Below are 13,515 nucleotides of genomic sequence, written 5' to 3' on the forward strand. Positions count from 1 at the left end.
ACTCGCCTGTTCCGCGATACGGATGGGCGTTGTCGCCGATGCTCAACGGGGTCGGCGCGGGCTCAAAGGTTTCAGGTCCGGCCGGAAATCGGTAGGAATCTCAGGCTTTCCTCGAGAAGGGGAGTCCTGTGGGCCGCTGCGGAGGGGGGCCCGGCGGCCCACAGGGGTCCATACCCGGACGGCACCGCCTCCGAACAGGCAGCCGAGCAGCCAGGGAGTCAGTGAAGTTCCGGTGGGGTCGTCCGGTCGGTGACGATGGCCTGTGCCACCTCGGTCAGCTTGCGGTGGTGATTCCGGGCGTAGTTGCGGATCCGCGTGAATGCCTCGTCGACGCTGACCGCTTGGGCATAGGCGACCGCGCCTTTGGCCTGTTCGATGATGATCCGGCTGTTGAGCGCGCCCTGGAGTTGTTCGGTGAGTGCCTCGCCGCGCCGTAACGAACGTTCTTGCAGAAGTGCGATGGCGGCCACGTCCGCGAGGGACTGCACGATCGGCACGTCCGCACCACTGAAGTCCCCGCCCTTGGTGTCACCGAACACGTTCAACGCTCCGATGACCTGGCTGCGCAGCCGCAAGGGGAAGGCGTGCACGGATTGGAACCCGGTCGCGGTGGCGCGGGGTGCGAACAGGGGCCACCGGGAGGTCGCGGCGCTCAGGTCGACGTTGATGACCGGATGTCCGGTGCGGTAGGCCTCCAGGCACGGGCCTTCCCGCGTCTGCAGCTGGAACAGCTCCAGCAGTTTGACGTTCTCGTCCGATCCGGCCATGTACTCGAGGTTGCCGCGCCCGTCGGCGAGCATCAGTCCCACGGCTGCCGCGCCGACCAGGTCTGCGGTGCGGTCGGTCAGCATGTGCAGGAAATCGATCAGGTCGAACTCTTCGACGAGAGTGTCGGCGACCTCGACGAAGATCGACGCCAGCCGTTGTGCCGAAACGGTGGTCATCCCTGCCTCCTGGCTGCTGGGCGGTGCGGTGGCATGGTCATGGGCGGTCGGCCTCGAAGCGCAAGTTGCGGGCGACGATATCGCGGGCCACGTCGCCGAGGCTGCGGTTCTCGGCGTAGGCGTACGCCCGGATGCGGGCCGCGGCGTCGGTGATGCTGCCCTGAATCTGGACCATGACCATGCCTTGGGCCTGGAACAGTTCCGCTCGGTTCCCGACCCCGTCGATCACGCTGTCGTACGCCGGCCCGCCCAGTGTGCCGGTGTCCTCCCTCTGGCGGTCGAGCAGAGCCTCGACCGCGACGTCCGCGAAGCAGAGGGCGTCGGTCAGGTGCTGTTCGGAAAGGCGGCCGGCCTGGTCACGAAACACGTCGAAGACACCGAGCCGGGCCGCGCCGATCTGCAGCGGGAATGCGAAGACAGCGCGGACACCACGGTCGTGGACCTCGGGTGCGTACACCGGCCACCGTGTCACCTCGTCGGCGAGATCGGCGATCAGCACCGGTTGGCGGCGGTCGAAGGCATCGAGGCAGGGACCCTCGCCGAGCAGGAACTGGAGTTCCTCCACGTGCTCGCTGGCCGGGTCGGATGCGGCGTACACCCCGCGGGTCCCGTCGTCGGTCAGCACGCTGATCCCCGTTCCGGAGGCCGACAATGCTGACGCCGCGGCCCGGCAGACGCATCGTAAGTGATCAACGACTCCGCCGTTTCGGGCCGGCTGGGCGGCGATGAGATCTCGGATCACGGTGGCCCGGTCACTCATGGTGCTCGCTGGGACCGGACCCGGCTCGAGGGCGGTGCCACGAACCAGTCGATGTCCCGGTCGCCAGTTCCCGCCCCGTTTCCGGGGCGTCCGGGGCTGCGGGGCCCGGGGCGGGCGGGACCACGCGCATCGTGAAGGTACCGCCGTCGACGCAGACGACGGTCATACTCCTCGGCGACTGGCCCGTCCGATAGTCGATGCCGACCGTGCGCCGGTCCATGACGATCCGGTCAGGTGCGGCTGCCCAGTCTCCGGCGCTGAGCACCAGCCGTCGCACCGGTCCACGGACGTGATCGAGCATCGGCAGCAGAACGCGCAGTTCAGTGTCAAGATCGGGCGACTTGGGCCACCAACTGCCGTCGAACGAAGCGTGATCGAGCCGCGTCAGTTCCCGCGCCCGGAGGCGCTCGGCAGGGGACAGGAATTCAGGGTGGCGGATGTACAGGGCCATGACGAGATCCCATCGTCCAGGACCGACGCAGGCGCGGGACCCAGCCTGAAAGTCAACAGGCGAGGACGAGGTCCACCGAGTCCGGTGAGCGGCGCGGCCTCCGGCAGGCGGGCTGCGCACCGGCCGAGGCCGGCACCGATGACGGCGTCACCGGTCACTCCCAGTGTACGCGCCGCCGACTTCGACGACTGCGCGCGGCCGTCTCGGGGCCGCCGATACTTCCGAGTCGCTCGAAGGTACGCCGCTGCAGGCCAGCGCGTATTTCCGGACGCGTTCCACAATTTTGCAAAGAATCGTTCAACTATTGCGGTTGTGTGACTGAGACTGTCACGATGACCGTCGATCCCTCCCCGACACCCGGATCGACTGGAGTCCCCATGACAGTCACTCGCCGTACCCTGCTGTCCTCAGCCGCCCTCGGCCCGCCGGCCGCCCTCCTCGCCGCCGCGCCGGGCCGTGCCGCATCGCCCGCCGGTGACGTGGTCGGCAAGGTCAGCGTCGGTTACCAGGGCTGGTTCGCCTGCCCCGGCGACGGTGCGCCGATCGGCGGCTGGTGGCACTGGAGCCGCGACCGCTTCCAGCCGCCTTCACCTGCCAACACCACCATCGTGTCCTGGCCCGACCTGCGCGACTTCACACACGCGTACCCGACGGCGTACCCGAATCTCGGCGACGGCCGGCCCGCCACGCTCTTCTCGTCCTACGACCAGCAGACCGTGGACACGCACTTCGACTGGATGCGGACCTACAGCATCGACACCGCCGCGCTGCAGCGATTCAACCCGTTCGGCGACGAGGGCCCGACCCGCGACGCGATGACCCGGAAGGTGCGGGCCGCGGCCGAGCGGACCGGCCGCAAGTTCTACATCATGTACGACGTCACCGGCTGGACGAACATGCAGTCCGAGCTGAAGACCGACTGGACCACGAAGATGTCGGCGCACACCGCGTCCAGCGCCTACGCCCGGCAGAACGGCAGACCCGTCGTCTGCGTCTGGGGCTTCGGCTTCAACGACGACGGCCGCCCGTTCACCCCGGCGCAGTGCCTCGACGTGGTCAACTGGTTCAAGGCGCAGGGCTGCTACGTGATCGGCGGCGTACCCACCTACTGGCGCGAGGGTAAGAACGACAGCCGGACCGGGTTCCTCGAGGTCTATCACGCCTTCCACATGCTGTCGCCGTGGATGGTCGGGCGCACCGGTGACCTCGCCGGGCTCGACTGGTTCGCCACCAACGTCAACGCCGCCGACCAGGCCGACTGCAACGCGCATGGCATCGACTACCAGCCGTGTGTGCTGCCCGGCGATCTCTCCGCCGGGCACCGCCGGCACGGCGACTTCTACTGGCGCAGCGTCTACAACATGGTGCGGCTGGGCGCGCAGGGCCTCTACGTGTCCATGTTCGACGAGTTCAACGAAGGTAACCAGATCGCCAAGACCGCCGAGACGGCCGCGTCCGTACCGGCCGGCACCGGGATCCGCGCGCTGGACGAGGACGGCACCTTCTGCTCCGCCGACTACTACCTGCGGATCACCACGGACGCGGGGAAAATGCTCAAAGGGCAACTTCCCCTGACTTCCGTACGCCCGACGCAGCCGACCACCGCAACCACCCCGCCGCCGCAACCCACCGGTGATCTCGCCGCCGGCAAGGCGGTGAGCGCCAGCAGCGTGAACGGCCCGTACGCCGCGGCCAACGCGGTCGACGCGAGCACCGGCAGCTACTGGGAGTCCAGCGGCGCGCTCCCGCAGTGGCTCCAGGTGGACCTGGGCGGCGCCTACACCGTGAAGAGCCTGGTCATGCGCCTGCCCGCCGGCTGGGAGAGACGCACGCAGACGGTCACCGTGCAGGGCAGCAGCGACGGTTCGAGTTACCGCACTCTCGCCGCCTCCGCCGGCTACGTCTTCGACCCCGGCTCCGGCAACACGGTGACGGTGGCGTTGTCCGGCGCGACCGCCCGCCACGTGCGGCTGGCCTTCGCGGCCAACACCGCCTGGCCGGCGGCTCAGATGGCCCAGCTCCAGGTGTACGGCGAGGACGCCCCGCCGGCCACACCACCGCCCGTCACCGACCTGGCACGCGGCAAACCGGCCACCGCCAGCAGCCAGGTCCAGGCGTACGGGCCGGGCAACGCGGTCGACACGGACGCGGGCAGTTACTGGGAGAGCGCGAACAACGCCTTCCCGCAGTGGATCCAGGTCGACCTGGGTTCGGCCGTCCCGGTCGGGCGGGCGGTCCTGAAACTGCCGCCGTCGTGGGGCGCCCGGACACAGACGCTCGCCATCTCCGGAAGCACCGACGGTGCCACCTTCACCACGCTCGCCGGAGCCGCCGGGCGGGCGTTCAACCCCGCGTCCGGCAACACGGTGACGGTCAGCTTCCCGGCCGCCGCCACCCGATACCTGCGGGTCACCGCGACCGGGAACTCCGGATGGCCGGCCGGGCAGCTGTCGGCGCTGGAGGCATACGCGAGCTGATCGGACCGTACATCCTGCAACGCCGTCGCGGGACGCGGCGCGGTGGCGTCCGGGCCGATGGGTGCGTATGACCCCCAGTGACGCATGGCTTCCGCCGGCGCCGGACGTCCCGCCACGATGCTCATCGGCAGATTCCGGGACCGTGCTGAGCGGGAGCGATCGAGACGTGTTCCAGGCCACCCCCACGGTGGTAGGCCACACCATGTCAGCATGGTGAACCCGGTCGCAGCGCCTGATCGCGCGGGCCGGTCGCCAGGGTCCTGCAGAGGTCAGCATGCGACCTTAGTGGCGGATAGTCGCAATTCAGGCCCCATGTTAGGACGTTACGGGTGCAGGGCAGCCGATTCGGCGAGTTTGCCCTCCGCTCAGCTCGGCGTTCGTCAGCGGAGGACGCATTTCCCATGAGAGTCTGACGTCACGTCAGCACTGGCCACATAGCCGAACGATCGTCCACTGGAGGGAGCTGCGCAGCCGGACGAAAGGACGGCGAGGATGGGCCAGGGCAACGAGAACACGAAGGGCCGCCTCTTCGGACGGTGGCTGCGACGCAACGCGGGGACTATCACCGCGGGGGCCACCGTGGTGGCGACGGTCGCTACGTTGCTCAGTTCGTGTTCGGGAGGAGGTCCCGCCTAGAGGCAGGGCTCCATCAGAGCGAGGGGCCGCTCAGCACGCCAGGCGGGCGGCCCCTTCGCCCATGTCTCGTCACTCCCGGCCCTCCCACGGGAAGAGGCCCCGCCAAGCGGCGGGGCCCCATCATTCAGCGAACCTGCTCAGCTATTGCCAGGCGGGCAGAGACGCCGAAGATTCTGGAGCATCGATGCGAGCGAACGACGTCGATGCGTCAGACCTTGACCGTACCGATTCGGCCACGCGACCGCAGCTCATAGGAGCTATCTCCGCTCCGAAGGCTGATTGATCTTGCGGGCTCGGTGACCGTACGACGGGATCAAGGCTCACCACTCTGGCTAAGGGCTCAGGCGGGGCAGCCGATGGGTGGGTGTACTGCGCGTGCGTTCCGCCGCGCTGATGGGCCCCGGTCTACGAGGTTGTGGTTGGCATGCGCATGTGGAGAGACCTTCGGCTTGGCGCCCGGCTCGGGATGGCCTTCGGAGTGGTCGCCGTGCTGATGGTGATCGCCGTGGGGGTGGGCCTCGACGGCATCGCTGCGGCCCGCGACGGTACTGCCCGGATGCGCAGCACGGCAGCGGTCGCGAACCTGGCGGGCGAGGCCAAGTTCCAGGCCGCGGACATGGCGGGGTGGCAGACCGGCTACCTGTTCGACGCGTTGCGGGGGGTGCCGGGAGCAACCGGTGACGACGTCGGCCAGCGCCGGCAGTTCCTTGCCTCGGCGCAGCGCCTGCGCCAGCAGCTCACCGACCTGGGCAGGCAGCCATTGACCGATGGCCAGCGCGGCATGGTCACCGATGCGACAGCGGCGTACGAGCGATTCATGCAGTTGGACGAGAAGATCGTCGCGCTGTACCGGACCGGCACGCCGGCCAGCCTGCGGGCGGGCGGTGAACTGGCCTCCGGCGAATCGCTTGAGGCGTTCGGCCAGGTAGCCGACGGTGTGGGCCAGCTGTCGGCCGACGCGGTGCAGGTGCAGAACCAGGTGGCCACCGCTGCGGAGGCCGACAGCGGCCGGGCGCAGATGTGGACAGCCGTGGCCGGTGCCGCCTGCCTGCTGCTGGCCGTCCTGTTGTCGCTGCTGATCACCCGGTCGATCACCCGGCCCATCGCTCGCATCGTCGAGGTGCTGACCGGCTTGGCCGCCGGGGATCTGACTTCCACCACCGGTTTGACGACGCGCGACGAGACCGGGCGGATGGGCCGCGCTCTGGACACCGCGATCACGAACCTGCGTGAGACGGTGACCACGATCGGCGGGTCGGCGATCACTTTGGCCGGGGCGTCCGAGGAACTTTCCACGGTCAGCTCCCAACTGCAGTCCGGGGCCGCGTCCGCCGCAGCCCAGGCCGGTGCCGCCTCGCAGGGCTCCGAGCAGGTCAACGCCGGCGTGCAGAGCATCGCCGCTGGTGCGGAGCAGATGAGCGCTTCGATAAGCGAGATCGCCTCCAACGCCGGGCGGGCCGCGCAGGTCGCGCAGGAGGCCATGGTCGTCGCCCAGCGCACCACAGCGCAGGTCGCCCAGCTCGGTACGGCGAGCGCCGAGATCGGAGACGTGGTCCGGCTGATCACCAGCATCGCCGAGCAGACGAATCTGCTGGCGCTGAACGCGACCATCGAAGCCGCGCGCGCCGGTGAACTCGGCAAGGGCTTCGCCGTGGTCGCCGGTGAGGTCAAGGAGCTCGCGCAACAGACCGCGAAGGCCACCGAGGAGATCACCACCCGGATCGGCGCGATCCAGTCGTCGAGCCGCACCGCGGCCGAGGCCATCGGGGAGATCACCGGCGTCATTCAGCAGGTCAGCGACTACACCACCACGATCGCCTCCGCGGTGGAGGAGCAGACCGCCACCACGGCGGAGATGAGTCGTTCGGTGGCTGACGCGGCAGCCACCAGTGGCGAGGTCGCCCGCACCGTCGCCGATGTCGCCGATGTCGCCAGCGGTACCGCCGGCGGTGCCGATGCCACCCGGCAGGCCGCAGCCGAGCTGACCCGCCTCTCCAGCGATCTGACCCAGCTCGTCGGCCGGTTCCGTCACTGATCCGCGGCACCGTCCTCCACCGTGACTACGGCGGGTTACCATGGCGGGAGAACGGTCGAGCCAAATCCCCCCTGGTCCCGGTCCGGATGGGTGGTGGGGGATGCATGCCGATGATCACGCAGTTCTGCTGTCCGCTCCCGACGTCGGTGACTTGGAGCAGGAGTACGTTCTGGCGGCACTCCGGTCGGGGTGGGTAGCACCGGCCGGTCCTGATCTGGACCTCTTCGAGCACGAGATCGCCCGCCGGGCCGCGGTGCCGCATGCGGTCGCGGTCAGCTCGGGAACCGCTGCGCTGCATCTGGCCCTGCTGGGTATCGGCCTCGGTCCCGGCGACGTGGTCGTCGTGCCGACCCTCACGTTCGCCGCCACGGCCAATGCCGTGGTGTACACCGGCGCGACACCTGTCTTTGCCGACTGCGACGCGGCGACCGGAAACCTGGACCCCGGCCTGCTCTCCGATCTGCTCGTCCAGCTGACGGGCGAGGGGGTCCGGGTCCGCGCGGTGATGACCGTCGACCTCTACGGCAGTTGCGCCGACTATGAAGGTATAAGCCCGATATGTGAACGATTTGGCGTTCCTCTCATCGAGGACGCCGCGGAAGCGGTCGGGTCCAGCTGCGCCGGTGGGCCGGCCGGTTCCTTCGGGCGGGCAGCGGCGTTCTCGTTCAACGGCAACAAGATAATGACCACATCCGGAGGCGGCATGCTTCTCACCGCCGACGCGGCGCTGGCCGGCCGGGCGCGCTATTTGGCGGGGCAGGCGCGTCTGCCGGCGGCACACTACGAGCACGCCGACATCGGGTACAACTACCGGCTGAGCAACGTGCTGGCCGCGCTGGGCCGGGCGCAGCTGTGCCGTCTCGACGAGATGATCGAACGCCGGCGGGCGCTCCGGGACCGGTACGCCAAGGTCTTCGCGCACGTCGAGGGGGTGAGTCTGCTCGCTGGTGACGACACAGCGGCGAACTGCTGGCTCACCCCGATCATCGTCGATACCGCGCGGACCGGCTGGCGGGCGAGCGACCTGGCCGCGTTCCTTGCCGCGCGTGACGTCGAAACCCGGCCCCTCTTCAAGCCCATGCATCTCCAGCCGGTCTTCGCCGGCGCGCGCGCGTTCCTCAACGGCTCCGCTGAGGCCCTGTTCGCCCATGGTCTCGTTCTGCCGGGGGGCTCCGGACTCGGTGACCGGCAGATCCGCAGAGTCGTCGACGGCATCACGGAATTCCTGGACGGCCGAAGGTGAGGCTGTCCATCCGGACCACCGACGTCGTGCAACGGGCGATCGACATCGTTCTCGCCGGCAGCGTGCTGGTGGCCACGGCACCCGTCATGGCCGGGGTCGCCGTTGTGGTGGCCGCGGGACTCGGCCGTCCCGTGCTGTTCCGCCAGCAGCGCCCCGGACTTCACGGACGGCCGTTCACGCTGGTCAAGTTCCGCACCATGCGCGACGTGGACGAGAGCCGCGGCCGGGTCACCGACGCCGACCGGCTCACCGGCCTGGGCCGCGCACTGCGAGCCACCAGCCTGGACGAGCTGCCGACGATGTGGAACGTGCTGCGCGGCGAGATGAGCCTGGTCGGACCACGGCCCCTGCTCATGCAGTATCTCGACCTGTACACCGCCGAACAGGCGCGCCGGCATCTCGTACGGCCGGGCGTCACCGGACTCGCGCAGGTGAGCGGACGCAATCTGCTGAACTGGGAGGACCGGCTGGCGCTCGACGTCTGGTACGTCGATCACCGCTCCTTGGCCCTGAACGCCCGGATCTGCGTACGAACCGTTCTGGTGCTGATGCGGCGGGTGGGCATCGCCGCGCCGGGCTCGGCCACGATGCCGCTGTTCACCGGTTCGCCGCGGCCCGGCGGTCAGGAGGCGAACAGTGTCTGAGCCGGTCGTCATCGTCGGATGCGGCGGCCACGGCCGCGAGATCTTCGGGATCATCGCGGCCCTCAACGACAGTTCGGGCGATCCGTGGAAGGTGGTGGGATTCCTCGACGACGCGCCGTCGGAGGCCAACCTGCGCGGTGTGGACCGGCTCGGCGCCGCCTGGCTGGGGCCCAACGAGCTGTTGTCACGTCTGGACGCCCACTACGTCATCGGCATCGGCGACCCGCGGATCCGTGCCGGGGTCGCCGCGCGCCTCGACCCGTTCGGCCGGCCGGCGGCTGTCATCGTGCATCCCGCGGCGACGTTGGGTTTGGACAACGAGGTGGCCGACGGGGTCGTGCTGTTCGCCGGAGCCCGGATCACGACGAACGTGACCCTGGGCCGGCACGTTCACATCAACCAGAACGCCACGGTCGGCCATGACTCCGTTCTGGCCGACTACGTCCAGGTGAACCCGCTCGCGGCGGTCTCCGGCAACTGCGGCATCGGCCGGGAGGTGCTGATCGGCACCAACTCCTGCGTGCTGCAGGGCCGGACGGTGGGAGACGGCTCGACGGTGGGCGCCGGGGCGTGCGTCGTACGTGACGTCGGCGCCGGCCGGGTCGTCAAGGGCGTCCCGGCCGGGTAGCGAAGGGTGACACATGCGAATCACCTACATCCACCAATACTTCAAGACACCGGGGATGTCCGGTGGGACGCGCTCCTACGAGTTCGCCCGGCGCCTGGTCGAACGGGGGCACGAGGTGCACATGATCACCGGCGACCCGGACAGCCGGCACGAGCGGGTGACAAGGGAGTCCGGGATCGTGGTGCACTGGCTCCCGGTGCCCTACAGCAACGCGATGTCGTACCGTCGCCGGATCGTGGCGTTTCTCGGCTTCGTCCGCCGGTCGGCGGTGGTGGCCGGCCGTCTGCGGCACGACCTGGTCCTGGCGACCAGCACACCGCTGACGGTCGCTGTCCCCGGCGTCTACGCGGCACTGCGCCGACGTGCACCGATGGTGCTGGAGGTCCGCGACGTGTGGCCGGAACTGCCGATCGCGCTGGGTGTGCTCCGGTCGCCGGTCAGCCGCTGGGCCGCCCAGCGGCTGGAGGCGTGGGCCTACCGCAGGTCGGCTCATGTCATCGCACTGTCCCCGGGCATGGCGGCCAGCATCCGGCGCCGTTTTCCCGGCGTCGCGGTCACCGTGGTGCCGAACAGCTCCGACCTCGAGCTGTTCGCCGGGGCCGGCCGCGCGGGCGCGTCGCTGCGGCAGCGGACGCCATGGCTCGGTGACCGGCCACTGCTGCTGTACGCCGGAACGCTCGGACCGGCGAACGGCGTGGACTACCTGGTACGCCTGGCCGCCAGTCTCGCCGGCATCGCCCCCGACGTGCGGATCGCCATTCTCGGCGACGGCCGGATGCGCGACAGCATCCGGGATCTGGCCGTCGAGTCGGGCGTGCTGAATCGGAACCTGTTCATGCTCGGGCCGGTCAGCAAAGCCGAGGTGGTGGCGTTCTTCGGCGCGTGCGACCTGGCGGCCTCCGTGTTCGTCGACGTGCCGGAGCTGGGGAACAACTCGCCGAACAAGGTCTTCGACGCCTTCGCCGCGGGCCGGCCGGTTGCCGTGAATCACGGCGGCTGGATCGCCGACCTGATCACGGAGACGGGTGCCGGGCTGGTGCTGCCCGCGCGCGATCCCGCGGCGGCGGCTGTGTCGGTGGCCGGCTTCGTCGGCGATCGCGCGGCATGCCGGGCGGCCGGGGCGGCGGCGTACGCGCTGGCGCGCGATCGATTCGACCGCGACCTGCTTTTCGAAGACTTCGAGCGGGTCCTGTCCGACGCGGCGGGCTACCGGGGGAGCGGGGCGGCGGGCCGGGCCGGCCGGACCGCGGCCAGCAGTAGGAAGATCCACATCAGTCGAGCGTCGTAGTAGTCGCCGGAGAACAGGCTGGCGGCCCCGATGAAGATGCCGCAGTAGGCTGCTGTCCGGCATTCCAGGCTGCGCTCGGGCAGCGGCACGGTGGTGTAGCCGTGCCACAGGCCCAGCCACGCCACCACCAGGAGCGCCAGTCCGACGAACCCGCCCTCGGCGGCGATCGACAGCGGCAGGTTGTGCACGTACTCCTCGGCGAATCCCAGATCGACGACCGTCTGGAAACCGTTGAGACCCGTACCGAGGATCGGTCGTTGCAGGAAGATCCGTAACGCCATCTGGAACAGCAGGTCACGCGAGGACGCGTACCCCTGACCGATGGTCGAGTCGACGAACCGTTGCTGCACGAACCCGGCTATGAGCGGACCGGTCGTGATCACCAGGACCGTGCCGACCACGGCGATCAGGGCGAGTGGCTTGGCGATCCGGTTGACGTCGAACCTGGGCCGGATGGCCAGCAGCGCGACGGCGATCGTGATACCGAGCGCGACGATGCCGCCCCGTGAGCCGGAGGCGACCGCCCCGAACAGGAAGGCCGGGATCGGAACCAGCCAGATCAGCTTCTCACCGCTGCGCAGGTACAGGTAGAGCGAGGTGATGGCACCGAGGATCATGACACGGACGAAGACGTTCGGGCCGCCACCGAGCGCCGCCCACCGGCCGTTGGTCTCGTGGCCCTGACCGGACGCGGCGGCCAGGAAGTAGACCCAGGCCGCGGCGTGGAACAGCTTCAGGGTCGTGGCCGTAACCCGGTCGCGGTCCCATGCGGCCAGGGTGAAGTAGACCAGCAGCAGCCCGCCGACCGCGCACAGATCGGCGACGGCCGGGCCGGTCACCGCACCGGGCGGCACCCACAGCACCGACAGCCCCTGATAGCCGAGCAGCGCCAGGATGCCGAGCAGGACGTGCCCACCCTCGGCCGGGCGTGCGCCGACGTGGTGCGCCTCGAGAACGAGCGCCAGGAGCAGCACCAGGAACAGGGGCACTCGGACGTCGTTGATGATCGGGACGTCGAGGCCGACCCGGTCCAGCGTGAAGCGGCCGGACAGGGTCACCACGAAGGCGATCAGGACGACCAGTCCGGGTCGCTGCGGTTCCGCGGCGGTCATGAGCGCTGCCGCCGCAGGGCATACGCGGCGAGACCCGCCGCATGGCACCCGAGCACGAAAGCCGCCACCAGCAATCCCAGTACCGCCGCGTGCGGTGTCGCGAGGAACACCGTGCCGATACCGGTCACCACGAACTGCAGAAGGAGGACCCCCACCAGGAGCCGGCTCACCACCTTGGCCTCGAGCAGGGTGTCCAGCGTCGGCCGGGCCGCGTAGAACATCGCGAGTGGGACGGCGGCCAGCACGCCCAGCCGCAGCACCGGGATCGCGTCGCCGAACTCCGGGCCGAGGAACGCCCGCACCATCAACGGCGCGAACGCCACGATCACGGCGGCGGGGACGGCGGCGGCCGAGCCGGCCAGCAACGGCAGCACGGTCAGTAGTTGCCGTACGGTCCCGTGCTCCTCGGGCCGATGGAACAGCCGGCTGATCCGAGGCATCAGCACCGGTGTGAGCATGGCGAACACGGAGCAGATCAGGGTGACCGCGGAGGTGGTGAAGCCGACGTAACCCGCTTGCGGGCTCTCGGGCATCGTCACGGCCACCGCGAGCGTCGGCAGCGTGTAGAAGCCGGGAAGAGCCAATTCCCCCGGCATCCGGCGTACGCCGTACGAGATCAATGTTCTGATGCCGGGCTCCGCCGTCGCGGCGGGGGCGGGATCGCTCCGAACCGCGAGCAACCCGGCTACGCCCACCATCGCGGTGCCCAGTCCCTGGACGATCAGGAAGTCCTCGAGCCGGTCCGTCGCGGCGAACGCGATCAGTGGTGTCAACCCGAAGCCGGCCCCGAGAGCCACGTTCGAGACTGCCTCCTGACGATTGCCGCGCAGCGCGGCCAGGGTGATCGTGCACAGGCAGTTGCCGCCCAGCATGATGAGAACGGCGGTGACCGCGGACCGCCCGCCGGGTAACCCCAGCAGGGCGGCGATCTGCTCACCGGCCGCGGCGCCGGCCAGCGTGACGACGGTGACCAGCGCCGCTTCGAGATACCAGACCTGGCGGGCGAGCCGGCGGCCGCGGTGCTCGGCGCGCGGCAGGTATCGGTACAGGCCGACGCCGAGGCCGAGCAGCAGTGCCGGCTGAAGTGTCGTCACCATGCCGCGGGCGATCTGGTAGAAGGCGAATCCGTCGACGCTGTCCCGGCGGGCGACCAGGTGAAACAGAAGAAGCCCGGTCCCGAGCACGAAACACTGGATGGCAAACGTGGCGGCGTAGTCGTGTCGCACCGCGGAGGGCACCGTGCGCAGCAGCGACCGCAGGCCGGGCCGGTCACCGCGGGGCATGCGCCGGTTCGCGG

General features: G+C 69.6%; 11 protein-coding genes. 6 read left to right on the forward strand and 5 right to left on the reverse strand.

Going from position 1 to position 13,515, the window contains the following annotated elements:
- Positions 1-218: 218 nt before the first annotated feature.
- From AB0G04_RS33110 to AB0G04_RS33120, 3 genes are read right to left on the reverse strand one after another with little or no spacing between them, the layout of a single operon-like run.
- Positions 219-944 carry a GAF and ANTAR domain-containing protein gene (locus AB0G04_RS33110; protein ID WP_360990899.1) on the reverse strand — a complete coding sequence of 242 codons (726 nt, stop codon included), beginning with the start codon at positions 942-944 and terminating at the stop codon, positions 219-221.
- A 37-nt stretch (positions 945-981) separates the two neighbouring features.
- Entirely contained in the window at positions 982-1,704 is a 723-nt protein-coding gene (locus AB0G04_RS33115) for a GAF domain-containing protein (protein WP_360990902.1), read from the reverse strand.
- A complete protein-coding gene (locus AB0G04_RS33120) occupies positions 1,697-2,155 on the reverse strand; it encodes a DUF5994 family protein (protein ID WP_360990905.1) in 459 nt (152 codons plus the stop codon). Before AB0G04_RS33120 ends, AB0G04_RS33115 begins: the two co-directional genes overlap by 8 nt.
- Before the next feature lie 377 nt (positions 2,156-2,532).
- On the opposite strand from AB0G04_RS33120, the gene AB0G04_RS33125 reads away from it, so the two are divergent.
- The 6 genes from AB0G04_RS33125 to AB0G04_RS33150 all read left to right on the forward strand — a co-directional run bounded on the left by AB0G04_RS33125 (position 2,533) and on the right by AB0G04_RS33150 (position 11,106).
- Positions 2,533-4,632 carry a discoidin domain-containing protein gene (locus AB0G04_RS33125; RefSeq protein WP_360990907.1) on the forward strand — a complete coding sequence of 700 codons (2,100 nt, stop codon included), beginning with the start codon at positions 2,533-2,535 and terminating at the stop codon, positions 4,630-4,632.
- 1,060 nt (positions 4,633-5,692) lie between these two features.
- Positions 5,693-7,303 carry a methyl-accepting chemotaxis protein gene (locus tag AB0G04_RS33130; RefSeq protein ID WP_360990909.1) on the forward strand — a complete coding sequence of 537 codons (1,611 nt, stop codon included), beginning with the start codon at positions 5,693-5,695 and terminating at the stop codon, positions 7,301-7,303.
- 100 nt (positions 7,304-7,403) lie between these two features.
- Complete coding sequence (locus tag AB0G04_RS33135) at positions 7,404-8,546, forward strand: aminotransferase class I/II-fold pyridoxal phosphate-dependent enzyme (RefSeq protein ID WP_360990912.1); 1,143 nt, start codon at positions 7,404-7,406, stop codon at positions 8,544-8,546.
- A complete protein-coding gene (locus tag AB0G04_RS33140; protein WP_360990915.1) occupies positions 8,543-9,190 on the forward strand; it encodes a sugar transferase in 648 nt (215 codons plus the stop codon). Before AB0G04_RS33135 ends, AB0G04_RS33140 begins: the two co-directional genes overlap by 4 nt.
- Positions 9,183-9,818, forward strand: coding sequence for an acetyltransferase (locus tag AB0G04_RS33145; RefSeq protein WP_360990917.1), 636 nt, complete (start codon positions 9,183-9,185; stop codon positions 9,816-9,818). Before AB0G04_RS33140 ends, AB0G04_RS33145 begins: the two co-directional genes overlap by 8 nt.
- A gap of 13 nt (positions 9,819-9,831) precedes the next feature.
- Entirely contained in the window at positions 9,832-11,106 is a 1,275-nt protein-coding gene (locus AB0G04_RS33150; RefSeq protein ID WP_360990919.1) for a glycosyltransferase family 4 protein, read from the forward strand.
- Here the strand turns inward: AB0G04_RS33150 and AB0G04_RS33155 are convergent.
- Both AB0G04_RS33155 and AB0G04_RS33160 read right to left on the reverse strand, forming a co-directional pair.
- Complete coding sequence (locus AB0G04_RS33155; protein ID WP_360990922.1) at positions 11,025-12,218, reverse strand: O-antigen ligase family protein; 1,194 nt, start codon at positions 12,216-12,218, stop codon at positions 11,025-11,027. The two genes, AB0G04_RS33150 and AB0G04_RS33155, sit on opposite strands and share 82 nt — an antisense overlap.
- The gene (locus AB0G04_RS33160; RefSeq protein WP_360990925.1) at positions 12,215-13,501 is read right to left on the reverse strand and encodes a hypothetical protein; all 1,287 of its coding nucleotides are present in this window, start codon (positions 13,499-13,501) and stop codon (positions 12,215-12,217) included. Before AB0G04_RS33160 ends, AB0G04_RS33155 begins: the two co-directional genes overlap by 4 nt.
- Positions 13,502-13,515 lie beyond the last annotated feature (14 nt).

Source organism: Actinoplanes sp. NPDC023801, assembly GCF_040639655.1.
Taxonomy (GTDB): Bacteria; Actinomycetota; Actinomycetes; order Mycobacteriales; family Micromonosporaceae; genus Actinoplanes.